This window comes from Streptomyces sp. NPDC005566 (genome assembly GCF_040605575.1).
GTDB lineage: Bacteria > Actinomycetota > Actinomycetes > Streptomycetales > Streptomycetaceae > Streptomyces.
The window spans coordinates 121,296-139,876 of record NZ_JBEXDB010000011.1 but is presented as its reverse complement, the minus strand read 5'-3'; the positions used below and the strand labels follow the sequence as shown (position 1 = coordinate 139,876).

The window sequence follows — 18,581 nt, the reverse complement described above, 5'->3', positions numbered from 1 at the left end:
AGAGTTGCCGAAAGCCGGACAGGGTGGGCCTCGAAGGGGTATCTTGCCCGACGGCATATGCCAGAGGCTGTACCCGGAGTGACGCGAGGCCCTTGAGACGTCAGGGCTTGGGATCGTCCAGCAGGGACCGGCCGAACTCGATCATCTTCTTGGCATAGTCCTCGGTCCACTCCGCACGGGCCGCTATGTCCGCCGCGGTGAGCCGGTCGAACCTGCGCGGATCGGCGAGCTGCGCGGCGGCCACGGCCTGGAACTCCACGGCCCGGTCGGTCGCCGCCCGGAACGCGAGCGTCAGCTCGGTCGCGCGGGCCAGCAGCTCCTTCGGATCGTCCATCGACTCGAGGTCGAAGAAGTGCTCCGGGTCCGCCGCCGCCTCCGACGGCTCGAAGAGCAGCGGTGCAGGACGCAGCCTCTGCCGCTCGTTCCGCTCGGGTTGTGCCATGTGATGTTCCTTCCTCGTACGGCCGGACGGCCACCTTCCATTGTCCAGCCCGGCGCAAGAGCGCTTCCCACGATCAGGGCCCGCGATGCATGCGAAGCCCCACGGACTCAGGGCCGCCACGGAACGCGGTGGTTCGACCAGAGCTCCCACGTGGACTGCATCGCCTCCCAGCCGTCGGGGAACTTCACCGTCACACCCAGCTGGACCGGCTCCGTCGACGGGTGCTCGTCCAGCAGATCCGCCACCCCCGCACGGCACACCACGATGCAGGCGTGACGGTGCCGGGAGGCCAGCACGCACAGGCGGCCCGTCTCCAGATGGAACGCCGTGGCGTCCGGGCGGCCCGACAGCGGGTGCAGGACCACCGTCACGTCGAACTCGCGCCCCTGGAGCCGGTTCGCCGTGTCCACCGCCACGCCCGTCACTCCCAGCTCGGCGAGCGCCGCCCGCACCGCCGCCGCCTGGTCCCGGTGCGCCGTGCCGACCGCGACCCGGTCCGCCGTCACCGGGACCGGATCCGGCGCGCGCTCACTCGTCGCGGCGCCGCCCCGGTCCAGCAGGCGGCGGACCACCAGGGCCACCGCCCGTACCGCCTCCGGATCGGTACGCGGGGTGTGGCGGGCCGGCAGCTCCAGCAGCCCCCAGCCCGACTCCGCCGCCACGTCCAGCACCCGGTCAGGACCCGAACCGTCCGAGGGGACACCGAACGACAACCGGCGGTCGCCGTGATCCGTACCGCTGCGGAACGGCGTGTACGGGTAGAACGCCTCCGACACCAACGGCGCCGCAGACGCGGGCAGCCGCCACGACACCGGCAGCCGGTGCTGCGGCAGCTCCGGGTTGTGCGCGAGCAGGGTGGCCACCGCGCTCGCCGACGGGTCGTACGACAGCCCCGCCCACTGATCCGCACCGACGATCGAGAACGGGTCCAGCTGACCCGGATCCCCGACGAACAGGGCCCGCTCGAACAGCCCGGCCACGGCCAGCAGCGCGTCCGACCGCATCTGGTACGCCTCGTCGACGATCGCGTGCCCCCACGGCTCGACGTTCTTCACGTGCGCCCACTTGGCGGCCGTGGAGATGACGATGTCGAGACCGGCCAGATCCGCCGCCTTCGCCGACTTCCGAACCTGCGCGAAACCGTCCAGGACCTTGTCGTACGGATCGGAGTCGCTGCTGTGCAGGCGGCCGACCGGCAGATCCGGGGCCTTCTCCGCCAGCCGGACCACCAGATCGTCCACCTGCGCGTTCGTCTGCGCGATCACCATCAGCGGGCGGCCCGCCGCGGCCAGCTCGAGCGCCGCCCGCACCACCAGCGTCGACTTCCCGGCACCGGGCGGCGAGTCCACCACGATGCCGCGTGCCGTACCCCCGAGGGTGTCGCCGAGGATCGCGTCGGTCGCCTGCGCCGCTGCGGCACCCGGATCGAAAACGACAGTCACAGAAGGTCCTCCGTGGTCACGGGGTCGGGCTTCTCGGCGTGCCCGTCACCGGTGCCCGGCGGGCCGCCGTGGGTCCACGGGGTGTCCTCCGGATCGGGCAGTTTCGGGCCGCTCCGCTGATCGTGCTCGAAGAGCGTCCAGGCGATCCGGTCACCCGGCTCCGGCACGGAACCGGGGGCGGGCTCCTTGCCGCGCCCCATGCGGTCCGTGATCCGCAGGACGAGGAGGACCGTGCCGGTGTCCTGCCCGGGGGTGTCCTGCCCGTCGGCCGAACCCCGCTCGGCGGACTCCCCGTCGGCGGACTCCCCGTCGGCGGACCCGTCGGAGCCGTACCCCACGAACTCCGCCGTCTGCGGCTTGCCGTCCAGTGAGCGGTACACCTTCGTCCGCTCACCAAGATGCGGGCGCTCATCCGTACGGACCGTGACCAGCGGACGCGGCGAAGGGCGCTTCGACTCGCTGTACGTCATCTCCACATCCGTCACCTCGCCGACGAACGCCTCGCCCGCAAGCCGCCGCCCCGCGAGCACCAGCGGATCGTCCAGCGCCTCCTGCGCCTCCAGCTGGGCCTGCGCCGTCTCCCGTGAGGCCAGCTTCTGCGCCGCCGTCACGGCGTCGTCCCGCCGCGGCTGCGGCGGCTCGCCCGCCCGCACCCGGTCCCGGTGCGCGGTGAACGACCAGCGGTCCCGGGTCCAGCGGTCCTCGGCCCGTGCCCCCTCCGGCAGCTCCCGCAGCAGGTCGAGCCCTCGCCACACCGCGTCCCACGTGGGCAGCAGGACCTCGGCGAGCAGCGATCTGATCTCCCGCTCGGCACCGCTCAGCTCACCCAGCCGGGCATCGGCGGCGAGGCCGTCCTCAGCGGCGGCCAGCGCCGTGCGCGCCCGGTCGTACTTCTCGATCGCCGGCGCGAGCAGCCTGTTGTCGAACGCCGGGTCCGTGGCCGGTCCCGCCGGCGGGACGACCAGCTGGCCCGTCCGGTCCCGCAGCAGCTCCGCGCGGAGCGCGGCCGACGCCCCCGACTCGCCCTCCGGCGGGTCGATCCAGGCCAGCAGGGCACCGAGGTGCTGGTCCTCCAGGCTGCTCTGCCCCGTCGCCCAGTGCCGGTTCAGCAGATCGGTCGTGGCGAGCAGCAGCGAGGAGCCCGGCACCCTTGCCCGCTCCCCGTAGTGCGTCAGCCAGCGGCCGAGCAGCGGGACACGGGCCGGCGCCGGATACGGGGTGTCCGGATCGTCCTCGGCGGTGCGCCGGAACCGCATCGACCGCCCGAGCAGCCGGACGAAGTCGATGCCGGCCCGGCTCGGCACGATCAGCTGGGCCGCGTCCGTGCACAGCTCGACCTCGACCTTGACCCTCTTGCCGGTCTCCGGATCGGTCTCGTTCCGCTCGGCGGGTTCGATGACGTCCGCGTACGACTCGATGTGCGGAAGAACCGCCTCCGCCAGCTCGGCGAGGAACGCGAACCGCAGGTCGCGGTCGCGCGGCTGGGCCACCGCCAGCAGCCGGGGCGCCTCACGGTCCGTCCCCACGAGGGCTCCGAGGGGCGCGCCCGCCTCACCGGCCGTCGTCAGCGGCACCAGCACGAGCGGCCCGCCGGTCAGATGGCGGTGGCGCACGGTGGTGAGCGGTTGTGCCCGCCCGCTGTCCACGGCCTCCAGCCGGGCCAGGGTGTTGATCAACGACATGGGACGCCGCCGCTCACCGTCTCCAGGGCCTCCGCGCGCAGAGCCGCGGCCCGGCGCAGGGCCGCCACCGTCGGATCCGCCGGGTCGCCCTCCTTGCCCGCCGCCGCGGCCAGCACCCCGGCGACCGTCGTCAGACCGCCGAGCTCGCCCCGCACGCTCCGGCCCAGCGCCTCCACAGCCCCGTCCGTCCGGGCCTTCGCCCGGCAGTGAAAGGCCAGCTCGCACGCGGCCAGGCACTCGGGGGCGTAGGCCGCGGGCACCGATTCGACCGCCGAGCCCAGCTCCTCGGCCGAGCACCCCGGGTCGAACGTCGTGCCCTCGGGAAGGGCCGCCGCGATGTCCTCGATACGGATCAGCCTGGCCAGCTGGCGGCGCGTGACGGCACGCTGCTTGCGTACGTCGAGGACCGAGGCGGTCGGCAGGTTGGAGAAGTCCCTCGGACACACCAGAAGGACACGGTGTCCGACCCGGGCGCCCTCGGTCATGGCGGCGATCCGCTCCAGGGCCAGGACGTAGACGGCGGACTGACGTGCCGCCGCACCGACCTTCGCGGCGTCCGCCGAACTGTCGATCATGGGGAAGGACTTGATCTCGACGACCGTCCAGGTGCCGTCAGGGTGCACGACCACGGCGTCCGGCTCCAGATAGGCCGGTGAGCCCGCCACCTCCAGGGCCAGCATCGGATGGTCGAGCAGCGCCCAGCCGCCCGCCGCGGTGGCCTCGCGCAGCGCCAGCGCCGTACGCGCGGCGCGGCCCTCGGGACCGGCCGCCGTCAGATCGGGCACCGCGGCCCTGCCCGGTGCGTCCGCTCCGCTGCCGAGCCGCTCGAACAGCAGGCGCAGCAGCTCCGTACCGCCGTCGGCCTTGACCTTCGCCTCGAACGCGTTGCCCCGGATGAACGCGAACTGCGACTGGCCGAACGCGGCCGGGGAGCCGAGCGCGGTCGCCAGCACGGCCTTGTCGACCCCGGCGCCGTCGAGCAGGGCGCGCCGCTTGCAGCCGGGGTTGGCGGCGAGAGCGGCGAGCGCGCGTGCGTCGAGCGGGTGCGGCGCGACGGACGGGCCGCGCAGCTCAGCGAGCCGGTGCCGGAGCGTCGTCGCTGGCGGCTTCGGCGGGGAAGCCGGTGGCCGCGCCGCTGGAATCTGCGGAGGAGGTCCGCTGGCCGGGGATTCGCTCACCCGCGGAAGTCTTGCATCCGGCACTGACAATCGTGGACTTCGTGGCCGTCACAGGAACGGGAACCGGTGCGAAAACGGCCCTCAGACGGTTCTTGACCCGGTCGGCCAGCCGGATGACCGGCCTGGTCAGCAGTGCTCCGGCGGCCATCACGGCGGCGCCGGCGACCGCGTCGAGGAAGTAGTGGTTCGCGGTGCCCATCACCACGAGCACCGTGATCAGGGGGTAGACGATGCCCGCGGCACGGATGAGCGGGTGGCGGCCGTGGCGCCACAGGAGGACCCCGCACCACAGCGCCCAGCCGACGTGCAGGCTCGGCATCGCCGCGTACTGGTTGGTCATCCCGCTGAGCCCGCGCGGGGCGCTCGCGCCGGCGCCCCACCAGCCGTGCGCGCTGTACTGGGCCATCGTGTCGACGAATCCGTACCGGGCGTCGAGGAGGCGGGGCGGGCAGGTGGGCATCAGCGTGAAGCCGATCAGCCCGAGGAGCGTGGAGGTCATCAGCCAGGTGCGGGCCGCCCGGTAGGCGGCGGACCGGCGCCGGAACATCCATATGAGGACGGCCGGGGTGACCAGGTAGTGCAGCGAGGCGTAGGCGAAGTCGGCGGGTATCCCCAGGGCCGGGTTGGCGGTCAGCAGCCGGTTGAGCGGGTGCTCGGCATTGAGGTGGAGCGCCTTCTCCAGTTCGAGTATGGCGAGCCCGTGATCCACGGCCGTCGACACGTCGCCCCGGACCAGCAGCCGCCCCGCCGAGTACAGTCCGTACACCACCGCGATCAGTGGCAGCTCCGTCCACCAGCGTGGCCGATGACCGGAGGAGCGTGTCGCGGCGGTGGCGTGCGGCATCCGGTAGCTCTCCCCATGTTCATGCGGTCGACGGCGGACGTTCAACCGTACGGCGGTCGTCAGCCTTGAATTCCCCCGGGGGGCGTTCCCCGCGGACGTCCCTGGTCGTGCGCAGGGAGGGACGCCGATCCTGCCCCGCAGGTTGCCTGCGGGGCACATACGCGATGATGGAGCGGGACCTCACCGGCACCGTCCCCCGGCCGGCTGCCGTCCCCGTCGTCGTCCCGGACACCGCTGTCCAGGACCCAACAGATCCTAGGGTCCTCGGATCTTCAGATCTCAGTATTTTTCAGGGAGAGCCGTCATGGCACCGCGAATCCTGCTCGCCCGGCACGGCCAGACGCAGTGGTCCGTGCAGGGCAATCACACCGGCAGGACCGACATTCCCCTCCTCGACACGGGCCGCGAGGGCGCCAAACTGCTCGGGGAACGGCTGCACCGGGAGCCTTGGGGCGGCCTGCCCGGGGTGGACGTGCGGACCAGCCCTCTCGTCAGGGCCGCCGAGACGTGCGCGATCGCCGGGTTCGGGGACCGCGCCGAGCCGTGGGACGCGCTGATGGAGTGGGACTACGGGGAGTACGAGGGCCTGACCCCGGCACAGATCAAGGCGGACCGGCCTGACTGGCTCATCTGGCGGGACGGCGTCCCTGGGGGCGAGACCCTGTCGGGACTGGCGCGCCGGGCGGACGAGATCGTCGACTGGGCACGCTCGGCGGACCGTGACGTACTGGTTTTCGCCCACGGGCACATTCTGCGGGCGCTGGGGGCACGGTGGCTGGGCGAGGACGTCTCCTTCGCCGCGCACCTCCGGCTGGAGCCGACCTCATTGTCGGTGCTGGGCTGGGCGTACGGAATGCCCGCCCTGGAACGCTGGAACGACACGGGCCACCTGGACCGCTGACCGGGACCACCCCGGCCCGTTCCACGTCGCCGTCCGGCGGCCGCCCCGGCCCGTCCGGCCTTCGAGGACGGAAGAACCCCGGTGCCGGGCGGAGGCCCGCCGGACAAGGGCCGGGGGCCGGGCGGCCGGGGCCCGGTTCGAGCCCGCCCGGCGGTGGACGACAGAACGGCCCCCGGCACCGGGGGACCACGTCACCCGGCCGAAGGCACCGGCTCCGGCCCCGGCGGCAACTCCTCGTACCGCTCCAGGAACGCCACGACCTCCGTCCCGCCCCGCGGTCTCAGCACCCGTACCGCGTTCTCCAGCATCCCCCGGATCCGTGAGGACTGGACACGGTCCAGCAGGTCCAGCACCTGGTGCCCCGCCGTCGCCGCCTGGTCGGCCGCGCCCGCCCGCGCCAGGTCACCGGTCAGCTGCGCCCGGTACAGCGCAAGGTTCCGCGTGAAGTGCGGGTCCTGCAGCCGGGTGGCCCGTCGTGCGTGCCGCGCCGCCCTCGGCCAGTCGCCCAGCGCCGACCAGCACTGTGCCTCCAGCATCTCCATTTCCGCCTCGCGGAAGAAGGTCATCCACTCGGGGTCCGCCGCGTACTCCCCCCGCTCGAATGCCGTGCGCGCCCGCCCGATGGCCCGCTCGCACCCCGTACGGTCCCCGAGCCACGCCCGCCCGCCCGCCTCCCGCAGGGCGAGCAGGGCCAGCAGCCGCGGTGAGCCGAGGGGGCCGGCCACCCGTTGCCCGGCCTCCGCGGCCCGGACCGCCTCCCTCGCCCGCCCGGTGTCCCTGGCCAGGAACGACGCGTTGCAGAACGCGTGCGCCTCCAGAGCCGCGTCCCCGGCCAGCCGAGCCGTGGCGAGCGCCTCCGCGTAGTGCGAGCGCGCGTCGTCGAAGCGGCCCGAGTCGTGCGCCAGCCAGCCCACCGAGATCGCCAGCTCACCGGCGCCCGAGTGCAGCCGGTCCGCGGTGCTGCGGCGGCTCGCGGTGCCGGCGTCCAGCAGTGCGTACGCGGCCCGCAGCGGCTGGGAGGCCCGTCGGTACAGCCCGTCCGCGCCGTGCCGGTCGTCCAGCAGCCGGATCTGCCGCACCGCCTTCTCGACGGCGCTCACCTCCGCCTCGCCGACCCGGCGCTGCGCGGGCACGGCTGTGGGGCCGGCGGCGGACGGGCCGCCCAGGCCCAGGGACGCGGCTGCCACCGTGGTGGTGCCGCTCGTCATGAACACGCGACGCAGCACGTCGCTCTCCTCGTCGGTATCGCTGTGGAGCGTAGGGGGCAGGGGCAGAGCCGCGGCGGCCCCGGTGCGCGCCCCCCGGCCGCGCACGCTCTCGCGGGCCGAGAAGCCCAGGTCCGCCAGGCTCGCCCCCGGGAACATGTGGAGGAACACCCGTTCGTACGCGTAGTTGGGACAGCGGATCTCGCCGGACTCCACGCGCCCGATGTACCGGGCGTCGCACGCGACGTGTTCCCCGATCTCGCGTGCGGCCCTGCGGATCGCCGCCGCGAACTCCCCCGCGGACCGCGAACCGCGCAGCCGCCGGAAAGCAAGGTTGGGAACTGCCCGTGTCGACACCATGGCGGGGCCCTCTCTGGTGCAGCCGGGCGCCTGTTTCCGGTGTCCCGGCGGAGCAAGAACGTACCTGCTGTGACACGTCGCACACGCAGCGTTTGCATATAAAGCAAGACATCTCACCCGTGATCTGCCATGAACTGCCACCCTTTGCGGCGGCGTAGTGCCGTAGCCCTTGACGCCGTCGGTGCGTTGGTCCATGAGGAGGCGGAGCGTGGCTCTGCCTCGCGACGAGAGGAGGGGTTCCCATGCTGCACATCGGTCCGGAAACCGCACCGTGCGACCTGGTGACCGTCCCGGCACGTCAGGGACTGGAGGCTGTGGACATCCTGCGCCGCGGCGCGGACCACGAGGCCGTCGGCCCGGTCCTGCACGACGGAGCCTGCCACACCCTCGGATTCCTGGTGCCGGCCGGTACCGCCGACGCCTGGGACGTACCCGGCAGTGCCTGTACGCGGACGGACGGCCGGGGGCTGCGCGTCCCCGCCGAGCCGCCCGTGATCGGCGGCGGCTGGCTCCTGCCGCCCGCCGAGGACGCCCCGGTCACCGATCCGGCCGTGCTGCGGGCCGCTCTCGACCAGGCTGCCAGGCTCATCGAGGCGGCCGACAACTGCCGCTGAGGCCATAATGGCCTGGTGGGAGGATCTCCCACCGTCGCCGGCCGACCCAGGAGCCGGCCCGATCCGGTGAGCGAGGACGAGCGCGCGTGGCACGTCGAGGAGCGCCGGCCAAGGGTGCGAGTGCCCGGAAGCGGTCCGAGCGCGAACGCGGGCAGGAGCCCGTCGCCGCGACGGTGGACGGCGGTCTCGCCGAGCTCGTGCCCGACCGTGAACGCCCGCGTGCCTGGACCCTGCTGCTGGACGGTGCCCCCCAGTCCCATGTGGACCTGGACGACCCCTCGTACCTCTCGTTCGAGTACCAGCGCAGGCTCGGCCACGTCATCGACCTGTCGGCGCCCCCGAACCAGCCCCTCCAGGTCGTCCACCTGGGCGGCGGCGCCTTCACGCTGGCCCGCTACATCGCGGCGACCCGCCCCCGCTCCACCCAGCAGATCGTCGAGATCGACGCCGCCCTCGTCCAACTCGTCCGCCGGGAGCTCCCGTTGGACCCACAGGCCCGGATACGGGTGCGCTCCACCGATGCCCGCGCCGGACTCGCCAAGATCCAGGACGGCTGGGCCGACCTCGTCATCGCCGACGTTTTCAGCGGGGCACGTACCCCCGCCCACCTCACCTCCGCCGAATTCCTCGGTGAGGTACGCCGGGTACTGAAGCCCGGCGGGCGGTACGCCGCCAACCTCGCCGACGGTCCGCCGCTCGCCCACCTCCGCGGCCAGATCGCGACGGCGGCCTCCCTCTTCCCCGAGCTGGCCCTGGCAGCCGATCCGACCGTCTGGCGGGGCCGCCGCTTCGGTAACGCGGTCCTGGTCGCCTCGGACCTGCCGATCGCCGTCGCCGAGCTGACCCGCCGGGTCGCGAGCGACCCGCACCCCGGCCGGGTCGAACACGGCAGGGCGCTCGCCGACTTCACGGGCGGCGCCGCCGTCGTCACCGACGAGGGCGCCAAGCCGTCCCCCGCCCCGCCGCCGGGCGCCTTCACATAGGCGGCTACCGGTCGATCGAGCGGCTCCTGGTCGACCGGGCGGCTACTGGTCGACGACCTGCACCGTCGGCGGATGGCCGTTCCAGGTGCAGAAGACGGAGACGGTTGCCCCGCCCCCGTCGCTGAAGTCCACCCGGATCCACTCCGCGTTCGTCCACACCTGCATCGACCAGCCCTGCTCCGGGGTCGCCGAGACCAGCTTCGCCGAAGCGCTCGCCAGCTCCAGGACCACCCTGCCGCCGCGGGTCGGATAGCTCTTCACGTCCCCCGACGACGCCGCCGCGGGCGCGGAGGTCTTCGGCGGAGCGGCCGGACTGCTCGACGGAGTACGGGAGGAGGGGCGCGGGGACCGTGGAGGCGTGGTCCGGGAGGCGCTCGCGCTCGGCGTGGGCGAGGGAAGGGCGCGGTGGGTGGACGACGACACCGGTTCCTCCGCGGCCTGTTCGGTCCGTGCGCCGACAGAGATCGGCACGGCGCGCGGAGGGTCGTACGCCGTCCCCGACATCACCGTGTGCACACCCCACCACGACAGCGTGACCGCCGCCCCGGTGGACAGCGACCAGGCGATCGCGTGTACGAGTCCTCGTTGCATCGGGCACATCCTGCCCCACGCGCACCGGTGCTGTCCCGGAGGGGACCGGGTCCGTCCGCATGGGCTACGGTGCCGCCCATGCCTAGTGTGCTCGTGGTCGAGGACGACCAGTTCGTACGTTCCGCCCTCATCCGGCACCTGACCGAGGCCTCCCACACGGTACGGAGTGTCGGCACGGCGCTCGAAGCGCTGCGCGAAGTGGCGCACTTCCGGTTCGACGTGGTCATCCTCGACCTCGGGCTGCCCGACCTCGACGGCGCCGAGGCGCTGAAGATGCTGCGGTCCATCACCGACGTACCCGTGATCATCGCGACCGCCCGGGACGACGAGGCCGAGATAGTCAGGCTGCTCAACGACGGTGCCGACGACTACCTGACCAAACCCTTCTCGGTGGAGCACCTGTCGGCGCGCATGGCCGCGGTGCTGCGCCGCACCCGCGGTGCGGGCGACCGGACGCCGTCCCCGCGCGTGATCCAGGTCGGCGGGCTCTCCATCGACCCGCTGCGCCGCCAGGCGGAACTGGACGGCACGACACTCGACCTGACCCGCCGCGAATTCGACCTGCTGGCCTTTCTCGCCGGGCGCCCCGGAGTGGTCGTCGCGCGCCGGGAACTGCTGGCCGAGGTCTGGCAGCAGTCCTACGGCGACGACCAGACCATCGACGTCCATCTCTCCTGGCTGCGCCGCAAACTGGGCGAGACAGCCGCACGGCCGCGATATCTGCACACGCTGCGCGGTGTCGGCGTCAAACTCGAACCCCCCGCGGCGGCGCCGCGGACCGTACCGGAACCACCCGCATGAGGTGGGCACTGGTCAAGGTCTGCCTGGCTGTCACCGCCATGGTGGTGATCGCGTTCGCGGTGCCCCTCGGGCTCGTCATCAAGGAGATGGCCCGCGACCGCGCCTTCTCCGACGCCGAGCGCCAGGCCGCCACCATCGGCCCCACCCTCACCATCACCACCGACCGCGAGGAACTCACCCGCGCGGTCCTGTCCACCGAACCGGGCGGCCAGGGACGGCTCGCCGTCCACGTCCCCGCCGCCGACGAGCCGGACAGCCGGCGCCTGGAGATCGGCACCCGGCGCGCCACCCGCCACGACCTGGAGACCGTACGGACATCGGGGCGCGCCTCCATCTCCGAGGTCCCGGGCGGCTCCGCGCTGCTCCAGCCCACCGCGCTGGGCTCGGGGGACATCGCCGTCGTCGAGGTGTTCGTACCCGAGGGCGAGGTCTCCAACGGCGTCGGCACGGCCTGGCTGATGCTGGCGGGTGTCGGCATCGCGCTGATCGTCGGCTCGGTGGCCGTCGCCGACCGGCTCGGCGTGCGGATGGTGGAGCCCGCCCAGCGGCTCGCCGGCGCCGCCCAGAACCTGGGGGAGGGCAGGCTGGGCACCCGGGTCCCCGAGGAGGGGCCCACCGAACTGCGGTCCGCCGCCATCGCGTTCAACTCCATGGCGGACCAGGTGGTCCAACTTCTCGCCAACGAACGCGAACTGGCCGCCGACCTCTCGCACCGGCTGCGCACCCCGCTGACCGTGCTCCGGCTCAACGCCGCGTCCCTGGGCGAGGGCCCCGCCGCCGAGCAGACCCGGGCGGCGGTCGAGCAACTGGAGCGCGAGGTCGACACGATCATCCGTACCGCCCGGGAACAGCGCCCCCAGACCCAGGGCGTGCAGTCGGGCGCGGGCGCCGGGTGCGACGCGTCCGAGGTGATCCGCGAGCGCATGGGCTTCTGGTCGGCACTGGCCGAGGACGAGGGCCGTACGGTCCGCCTCGCGGGGGTGGACCGCACGGTGCGGATCCCGGTCGCCAGGCCGGAACTGGCCGCTGCGGTCGACGCGTTGCTCGGTAACGTCTTCCGGCACACCCCGGAGGGCACCGCGTTCGCCGTCGACGTGCACCACAGCGGCGACGCCGTACTCGTCCTGGTCTCGGACGCAGGGCCGGGCATAGCCGACCCGAAGGCCGCCCTGGCCCGGGGAGCCACCGGACGCGGCGAAGCGCCGGGCGCCGTGGGCTCGACCGGCCTCGGCCTGGACATCGTGCGCAGGGTCGCCGAGTCCACCGGCGGTGATCTGCGGATCGGGCGTTCGGTGCTCGGCGGTACGGAGGTGCGCATCTGGATAGGCCTCGACGGCGGCCCGTCCGAACCCGGGCGCCGTGGGCACCGGGTGGGCAGGCGGTCCGGGAAGCGGATCGGGAAGCGGCAGCGGCTCGGAGTGACGGGGCGGAACGCAGAGCTCCGTAAGTCACCCGGGGCCGGCCCGGACCTCTAGACCGACCGGCACACGGGGGGCGCCGCGGGGCCGGGCACAGCGCATCTGTGGCGTCGCCGCCCCTCACCAACATGCCGGAGGTCTCGGCTTCGCTCGAACAGGGGAGACCCGTGCCACTGCCTCGGTCCTCCGCCTCGCAGCTGCACGCCCCCAGCCCCGCGCCTTCTTCCACCCCCGTGCGTCGTCCGGTCTTAACCAGCACCGATGCGCTCCTTAAGCCAACCCTAAGAACATCAACTCAGGTCCATGAAGCGGCTTTTGCCCGGTTCGGGGCGGCTAGCGTGCAGACGCACACACCACCCCCCGCAGGACAGAGGCAGGAACGCGATGGGCACCAGCACGCACCGCCGTACGACGAGCACCCGCACCAAGGCCGTCGGCGCCGTCGTCGCCGCCGCAGTCATCGGTGGCACGGTCTTCGCACTCACCGGCACGGCGCAGGCCGCGGCGGTCGGTGCCACCTACACCAGGACGAGCGGCTGGACCGGCGGATACACCGGGCAGTACGTCGTCACGAACGACACCGACAAGGCCCAGGCGGGGTGGACGCTCGAGTTCGACCTTCCCGTGGGTACGAAGATCGACTCGCTCTGGAACGGCGAGCACACCGTCAGCGGGAACCACGTCACGGTGAAGCCCGCGAGCTGGAACAAGGACCTCGCCCCCGGTGCGTCGGTGACGGTCGGCTTCGTCACCGCCTCGTCCGGCGCGGCTGCCGATCCGGTCGGCTGCCTCATCAACGACGCCACGTGTTCCGTCGACACCGGCGCCACACCGCAGCCCAGCGGACGCCCCACGGAGACCGCGAGCCCCGCACCGACGCCCACCGCCACCGCCACACCCACCCCCACGGAGCCGGCGACGGCCTCACCGACGCCCTCCGAGACGTCCGGCGGCGGTGACGAGGGCGGCACGGTCGCGGGAGCCGGGTTCGCCCCGTACATCGACACCTCGCTCTACCCGTCGTACGACCTGCTGGACACCGTCGGGAAGACCGGTGTGAAGGAGTTCAACCTCGCCTTCATCACCTCCGGCGGCAGCTGTGCCCCGCTCTGGGGCGGGGTGACCGGCCTCGGCGACGACAAGGTGGCCGGCCAGATCGACGCGCTGCGGGCGAAGGGCGGCGACGTCCGGGTCTCCTTCGGCGGTGCGGCGGGCGCCGAACTGGCCCTGCACTGCTCCTCGGCCGGCGACCTCGCCGCCGCGTACGGCAAGGTCATCGACACGTACGGGCTCACCAAGGTCGACTTCGACATCGAGGGCGGTGCGCTGCCCGACACCGCGGCCAACTCCCGCCGCTCTCAGGCCATCGCCCAGCTCCAGAAGACGCACCCAGGCCTGGACGTCTCGTACACCCTGCCGGTGATGCCCGAAGGCCTGACCCAGCCGGGTGTGGACCTCATCGCCGACGCGAAGAAGAACGGCGTGCGGGTCGACGCGGTCAACATCATGGCGATGGACTACGGGGCCTCGTACAGCGGCGACATGGGCGACTACGCGACCCAGGCGGCCACCGCCACGCAGGCCCAGATCAAGGGCGTGCTCGGGCTGTCCGACGCGGCTGCCTGGGAGGCTGTCGCGGTCACCCCGATGATCGGTGTGAACGACGTCGCCACCGAGATCTTCAAGGTCGACGACGCCACGCAGCTGGTGAAGTTCGCCCAGGACAAGGGCATCGGCCGGCTCGCGATGTGGTCCGGCACCCGTGACAAGGAGTGCGCCGGCGGCACGAAGCCGACGGCGGACGCGTCCTGCAGTTCGATCCTCCAGGAGCCGCTGGCGTTCACGAAGGCGTTCGGCGCCTTCAAGTAGCCCTCCGCTCCCCGCAGACCGCCACCCCCCGCGCGCATCCCGGCCGGCCCCACGACCCCCCACACCCGGCCGGGGTGCGCCCCCCCCCATGTGGCCTGCGCGCCCCCCAGGACGTACGTGACCGCCGGACGGGCTCCTGCCCGTCCGGCGGTCACATGTGCACCACCCGTCGAACCCTGGGCCCGGATCTGTCGGGCCGACGCGCTCCCACGGCCAAGCGGAATCACCTGCCCTGTGCACGGAGTTCGGGGAAAGAACGCGAAATCGGCTGTCGGCCCCCAGGACGACCCCAGCGCGGGCGATCCCGTTCATCTTCCGGCGGGCGTTCCCGGACCGAGCGATGGCGCAGGTGCCTCCGGGAGCGCCGTCCCGAAATCCGCTCCGCACGCGGCCCTTTCCGGCGGCGGAGTGCGCTCCTCACGAGTAATACCCCTCTGACCTGCGGACATTCATGACCCGTCGTACTGCGCATGCAGGACGCGCAGGTTAACGCAAGCCCTCTACCGGACACGGTCGCGTGACTTGCAGGACACACTCGGGCAACGGAAGCGTCTTCAACTCTTGACACCCACCCCCTTGAGGCAGCAATCTTCCGGCATCAGCGCATGGGAGCGCTCCCATATCGAACGAGGTTTTCGCTCGTACGGGGACGGCACCGCCCATGTCATCCCTGTACCGATGGCACCCGCACCCACCGGTGCGTATGCCGAGCAGATTGAACGCCAGTCCCACCCTGGAACAAGGAGTAGTGGAATGCGCATCACCCGCACTGTCGCAGGTCGAAGCCGCAGAACCCTCGTCATGGCCACCACGGGCCTCACGGCCACCGCCCTGCTGCTCACCGGCTGCGGCGATTCCGACTCGGACTCCGAAGGAGCCGACGCCAACGGCAAGATCACCCTGACCGTCGCCGACTTCGGCCAGTTCGGCTACAAGGAGGCGGGGCTCTTCGAGAAGTACCACGAGCTCAACCCGAACATCACGGTCAAGGAAAACGTCACGGCCGAGGAGAAGGTCTACTACCCCAAGTTCCTTCAGCAGCTCAACACCGGCAGCGGCCTCGCCGACGTGCAGGGCATCGAGGTCGGCCGCGTGAAGGAGCTCGTCGACACCAAGGCGGACGCGTTCACCGACCTCTCCAAGGTGATCGACCCCAGCCAGTGGGTCACCTGGAAGGCGCTGCAGGCCAGCACCGACGAGGGCAAGGTCATAGGCGCAGGCACCGACATCGGCCCGATGTCGATCTGCTACCGCCGCGACCTGTTCGAGAAGGCCGGTCTCCCGGTCGAGCGCGCCGAGGTCGCCGCGAAGTACGCCGGCGGGTGGGAGGACTACCTCAAGCTCGGTGAGGAGTACAAGAAGAAGGCCCCCAAGGGCACGTACTTCATGGACTCCGCCAGCGCCATGTACAACGGCGTCGTGAGCTCCTCCTCGGAGCAGTACTACGCCAAGGACGGCAAGGCGATCTACAAGGAGAGCGCCGGCGTCAAGAAGGGCTGGGACCTCGCGGCCGAGGCCGTCGACAAGGGACTGACCCAGGGTCTGGCCCAGTTCGGTGTCCCGTGGCAGACCGCCCTGCGCAAGGGCAGCATCGCCACGATGGCCTGCCCGGCATGGATGGCCGCGCAGATCTCCACGTACTCCGGTGACGCGCACAAGGGCAAGTGGGACATCGCCCGCACCCCGGGCGACACCGCGGCCAACTGGGGCGGCTCGTTCCTCTCCGTGCCCGCGAAGGGCAAGCACGTCAAGGAGGCCGGCGAGCTCGTCAAGTGGCTGACCGCTCCCGAGCAGCAGGCCGCCGTCTTCAAGGCAGTCGGTGTCTTCCCGTCGAACAAGGGCGCGCACCAGCTCCCCGACGTGAAGAACGCCAAGCTCGAGTACTTCAACAACGCCCCCATCGGTGAGCTCTACGCGGAGGAGTCGGAGATCATCCCGGCCGCCGTGCTCGGCCCGAAGGACGGCATCATCAAGGACACCATCTCCACCCAGATCAACAACATGGAGCAGCGCGGCACCAGCCCCGACAAGGCCTGGGACGCCGCCACCGAGGCGATCGACAAGGTGATCGGCTGACCCCCGCCGGTGCGGACCGCCGGGACGCCCACCGCGCGTCCCGGCCGGTCCGCACCGGTGCCGGTCGTACCGCCGGCACCGCGCACCGATTCCGACACCTCCGCCGGACCTGACCAGAGGTCCGGCCTGCCCCTGCGGTGTCGGCACACCCCAGGGAAGGACTCCCACCTGTGGCAACCTCGACCCCCACCCGGGGCGCACACGGATCCCGGCCCAGCCGCCGCGCTCCCAAGCCCATGACCCCGAGCCGCCAGGCGTGGCGCAGCCGGTTGTGGCGATTCGACGACAAGGCATCGCCCTACGCGTACATCGCGCCCTTCTTCCTCATCTTCGGAGCCTTCGGGCTCTACCCGCTCCTGTACACCGGCTGGATCGCCCTGCACCGGGTGGAGATGACCGGTCTCGACCAGATGGAATGGGTCGGCTGGGAGAACTTCACCACCATCCTGCAGGAAGCCGAGTTCTGGACCGCGGTCACGAACACCTTCGTCATCGGCGTCATCTCGACCGTCCCGCAGCTGATGATCGCGCTGGGCCTGGCCCATCTGCTGAACTACAAACTGCGCGCCAGCACCTTCTGGCGCACCGTGATCCTCACCCCGTACGCCACCTCGGTGGCGTCCGCGGCCCTGGTCTTCGCCCTGGTGTTCCGGGCGGACGGCGGCCTGTTGAACTGGGTGCTCGGGTTCTTCGGCATCGGCGAGACGAACTGGGTCAACGGTCACTGGACGTCCAACATCGCCATCGCGATCATCGTGATCTGGCGCTGGACGGGCTACAACACGCTGATCTACCTCGCAGCGATGCAGGCCATCCCGTCCGACCTGTACGAGGCGGCCTCGCTCGACGGAGCCTCGCGCTGGCAGCAGTTCCGCAACGTGACGATCCCCTCGCTGAGGCCGACGATCCTCTTCACCATCGTCATCTCGACCATCGGCTCGATGCAGCTGTTCGGTGAACCCCTGCTTCTCGAAGCCGGTCCCATCGGAGCGCAGGGCGGCACGGAGAACCAGTACGAGACGCTCAGCATCTACCTCTACAACTACGGCTGGAATCTCGGGCACCTCGGTCCGGCCGCCGCAGTCGCCTGGGCCATGCTCGTCCTGCTGCTGCTCATTGCCGCGATCAACTGGCTCGTCGGGCGCGTCATGCGCAAGACCGCGGCCTGACGGGGAGCGATAACCATGACCACCACCAGCCCCATCACCGCTCCGGACCGCCGCGTCACCACGTCACCGCCCCGCAGCGAACCTCCGCGCCATCGCCGTTTCAAGCCCGGCGCGGGCCGTCAGCACCATGCCGGACCCTTCGCCTACTTCGCCCTGGCCGTCGTCGGCCTCGGCTCGCTCTTCCCGCTGTACTGGACACTCGTCGCCGCGTCCCGCACGCAGGAGGAGGTGCTCGCCACGACCCCGCCGCTCATCCCCGGCGGGAACCTGTTCAGCAACCTCGAGGCGGCCTGGGAGCAGGCCAGCCTCGGCAAGGCCATCCTGAACACCTTCATCGTGTCCAGCAGCATCACCCTCGCGACGCTGTTCTTCTGCACCCTGGCCGGCTACGCCTTCGCCAAGATGCGCTTCAAGGGCCGTGGCGCGCTGATGACGATGGTCATCGCCACGCTGACGATCCCCCCGCAGCTCAGCGTCGTACCCCTGTTCATGATGATGGCCGACATCGGCTGGGGCGGTCAGCTGGAGTCGGTGATCTTCCCGACCCTGGTGAGCGCGTTCGGCGTGTTCTTCATGCGTCAGTACCTGATCGAGGCACTGCCGTACGAGCTCATCGAAGCGGGCAGGGTCGACGGGGCCAACAACATCCGCATCGTGTGGAGCATCGTGCTCCCGGTCGCCCGACCGGCCATGATGGTTCTCGGCATGCTCACCTTCGTACAGGCCTGGAACGACTTCTTCTGGCCGTACCTGGCACTGAACGCGGAGAACCCCACCCTCCAGGTCGCACTCGGTGAGCTGAGCGCGTCCTACGTCCCCGACCAGAGCATCGTCATGGCGGGTGCGCTGATCAGCACCCTGCCCCTGCTCGTCGTCTTCGTGATCTTCGGCAAGCAGATCGTCGGGGGCATCATGTCCGGCGCCGTCAAGGGCTGACCTCCCGGCCCTGCCCCGCTCCACTCTCGGTCGTCCCGTACGGCCTGTACCTGACCACAGGCCGTACGGG

General features: G+C 71.6%; 16 protein-coding genes. 9 read left to right on the top strand and 7 right to left on the bottom strand.

Features of this window, described 5'->3' with window-relative positions; genetic code table 11:
- Positions 1-100: 100 nt before the first annotated feature.
- The 5 genes from ABZS61_RS19240 to ABZS61_RS19220 form a co-directional block, all read right to left on the bottom strand.
- Complete coding sequence (locus ABZS61_RS19240) at positions 101-442, bottom strand: hypothetical protein (protein WP_356422178.1); 342 nt, start codon at positions 440-442, stop codon at positions 101-103.
- Between the two features lie 107 nt (positions 443-549).
- Positions 550-1,884: an AAA domain-containing protein gene (locus ABZS61_RS19235; RefSeq protein WP_356422175.1), complete on the bottom strand. Its 1,335-nt coding sequence runs from the start codon at positions 1,882-1,884 to the stop codon at positions 550-552.
- The gene (locus tag ABZS61_RS19230; protein ID WP_356422172.1) at positions 1,881-3,566 is read right to left on the bottom strand and encodes a hypothetical protein; all 1,686 of its coding nucleotides are present in this window, start codon (positions 3,564-3,566) and stop codon (positions 1,881-1,883) included. The genes ABZS61_RS19235 and ABZS61_RS19230 overlap by 4 nt, the downstream gene beginning before the upstream one ends.
- On the bottom strand, positions 3,557-4,744 hold the full coding sequence (locus ABZS61_RS19225; protein ID WP_356422169.1) for a hypothetical protein: 1,188 nt from the start codon (positions 4,742-4,744) through the stop codon (positions 3,557-3,559). Before ABZS61_RS19225 ends, ABZS61_RS19230 begins: the two co-directional genes overlap by 10 nt.
- The gene (locus ABZS61_RS19220; RefSeq protein WP_356422166.1) at positions 4,638-5,588 is read right to left on the bottom strand and encodes a phosphatase PAP2 family protein; all 951 of its coding nucleotides are present in this window, start codon (positions 5,586-5,588) and stop codon (positions 4,638-4,640) included. The genes ABZS61_RS19225 and ABZS61_RS19220 overlap by 107 nt, the downstream gene beginning before the upstream one ends.
- A gap of 304 nt (positions 5,589-5,892) precedes the next feature.
- On the opposite strand from ABZS61_RS19220, the gene ABZS61_RS19215 reads away from it, so the two are divergent.
- Positions 5,893-6,489, top strand: coding sequence for a histidine phosphatase family protein (locus ABZS61_RS19215; protein WP_356422163.1), 597 nt, complete (start codon positions 5,893-5,895; stop codon positions 6,487-6,489).
- A 191-nt stretch (positions 6,490-6,680) separates the two neighbouring features.
- Here the strand turns inward: ABZS61_RS19215 and ABZS61_RS19210 are convergent, their stop codons facing one another.
- The gene (locus ABZS61_RS19210) at positions 6,681-8,054 is read right to left on the bottom strand and encodes a tetratricopeptide repeat protein (protein WP_356422160.1); all 1,374 of its coding nucleotides are present in this window, start codon (positions 8,052-8,054) and stop codon (positions 6,681-6,683) included.
- Positions 8,055-8,296: 242 nt separating this feature from the next.
- On the opposite strand from ABZS61_RS19210, the gene ABZS61_RS19205 reads away from it, so the two are divergent.
- Together ABZS61_RS19205 and ABZS61_RS19200 are read left to right on the top strand one after the other, a co-directional pair.
- Complete coding sequence (locus ABZS61_RS19205) at positions 8,297-8,668, top strand: hypothetical protein (protein WP_356422157.1); 372 nt, start codon at positions 8,297-8,299, stop codon at positions 8,666-8,668.
- Between the two features lie 86 nt (positions 8,669-8,754).
- On the top strand, positions 8,755-9,651 hold the full coding sequence (locus ABZS61_RS19200) for a fused MFS/spermidine synthase (RefSeq protein ID WP_356422154.1): 897 nt from the start codon (positions 8,755-8,757) through the stop codon (positions 9,649-9,651).
- A 42-nt stretch (positions 9,652-9,693) separates the two neighbouring features.
- On the opposite strand, the gene ABZS61_RS19195 is transcribed toward ABZS61_RS19200, so the two are convergent.
- Positions 9,694-10,242 carry a hypothetical protein gene (locus ABZS61_RS19195; protein ID WP_356422151.1) on the bottom strand — a complete coding sequence of 183 codons (549 nt, stop codon included), beginning with the start codon at positions 10,240-10,242 and terminating at the stop codon, positions 9,694-9,696.
- 78 nt (positions 10,243-10,320) lie between these two features.
- On the opposite strand from ABZS61_RS19195, the gene ABZS61_RS19190 reads away from it, so the two are divergent.
- From ABZS61_RS19190 to ABZS61_RS19165, 6 genes are all read left to right on the top strand, one after another.
- Entirely contained in the window at positions 10,321-11,043 is a 723-nt protein-coding gene (locus ABZS61_RS19190; RefSeq protein WP_356422148.1) for a response regulator transcription factor, read from the top strand.
- Complete coding sequence (locus ABZS61_RS19185; RefSeq protein ID WP_356422146.1) at positions 11,040-12,518, top strand: HAMP domain-containing sensor histidine kinase; 1,479 nt, start codon at positions 11,040-11,042, stop codon at positions 12,516-12,518. The genes ABZS61_RS19190 and ABZS61_RS19185 overlap by 4 nt, the downstream gene beginning before the upstream one ends.
- Before the next feature lie 327 nt (positions 12,519-12,845).
- Positions 12,846-14,330 (top strand): cellulose binding domain-containing protein, encoded by a 1,485-nt coding sequence (locus ABZS61_RS19180; protein WP_356422143.1) that lies wholly within the window; start codon positions 12,846-12,848, stop codon positions 14,328-14,330.
- A 753-nt stretch (positions 14,331-15,083) separates the two neighbouring features.
- On the top strand, positions 15,084-16,406 hold the full coding sequence (locus tag ABZS61_RS19175) for an extracellular solute-binding protein (protein WP_356422140.1): 1,323 nt from the start codon (positions 15,084-15,086) through the stop codon (positions 16,404-16,406).
- 170 nt (positions 16,407-16,576) lie between these two features.
- Positions 16,577-17,575 (top strand): sugar ABC transporter permease, encoded by a 999-nt coding sequence (locus tag ABZS61_RS19170; protein WP_356422137.1) that lies wholly within the window; start codon positions 16,577-16,579, stop codon positions 17,573-17,575.
- A gap of 15 nt (positions 17,576-17,590) precedes the next feature.
- Positions 17,591-18,511, top strand: a complete 921-nt coding sequence (locus ABZS61_RS19165; protein ID WP_356422134.1) for a carbohydrate ABC transporter permease — start codon at positions 17,591-17,593, stop codon at positions 18,509-18,511.
- The last annotated feature ends 70 nt before the right edge of the window (positions 18,512-18,581 follow it).

What these genes read in the sequence shown, in the direction of transcription:
- ABZS61_RS19215 (WP_356422163.1), top strand. Translation starts at nt 5,893, where the DNA reads ATGGCACCGCGAATCCTGCTCGCCCGGCACGGCCAGACGCAGTGGTCC.
- ABZS61_RS19165 (WP_356422134.1), top strand. Translation starts at nt 17,591, where the DNA reads ATGACCACCACCAGCCCCATCACCGCTCCGGACCGCCGCGTCACCACG.
- ABZS61_RS19195 (WP_356422151.1), bottom strand. Translation starts at nt 10,242, where the DNA reads ATGCAACGAGGACTCGTACACGCGATCGCCTGGTCGCTGTCCACCGGG.
- ABZS61_RS19210 (WP_356422160.1), bottom strand. Translation starts at nt 8,054, where the DNA reads ATGGTGTCGACACGGGCAGTTCCCAACCTTGCTTTCCGGCGGCTGCGC.
- ABZS61_RS19190 (WP_356422148.1), top strand. Translation starts at nt 10,321, where the DNA reads ATGCCTAGTGTGCTCGTGGTCGAGGACGACCAGTTCGTACGTTCCGCC.
- ABZS61_RS19175 (WP_356422140.1), top strand. Translation starts at nt 15,084, where the DNA reads ATGCGCATCACCCGCACTGTCGCAGGTCGAAGCCGCAGAACCCTCGTC.
- ABZS61_RS19240 (WP_356422178.1), bottom strand. Translation starts at nt 442, where the DNA reads ATGGCACAACCCGAGCGGAACGAGCGGCAGAGGCTGCGTCCTGCACCG.
- ABZS61_RS19185 (WP_356422146.1), top strand. Translation starts at nt 11,040, where the DNA reads ATGAGGTGGGCACTGGTCAAGGTCTGCCTGGCTGTCACCGCCATGGTG.
- ABZS61_RS19205 (WP_356422157.1), top strand. Translation starts at nt 8,297, where the DNA reads ATGCTGCACATCGGTCCGGAAACCGCACCGTGCGACCTGGTGACCGTC.
- ABZS61_RS19220 (WP_356422166.1), bottom strand. Translation starts at nt 5,588, where the DNA reads ATGCCGCACGCCACCGCCGCGACACGCTCCTCCGGTCATCGGCCACGC.
- ABZS61_RS19230 (WP_356422172.1), bottom strand. Translation starts at nt 3,566, where the DNA reads ATGTCGTTGATCAACACCCTGGCCCGGCTGGAGGCCGTGGACAGCGGG.
- ABZS61_RS19180 (WP_356422143.1), top strand. Translation starts at nt 12,846, where the DNA reads ATGGGCACCAGCACGCACCGCCGTACGACGAGCACCCGCACCAAGGCC.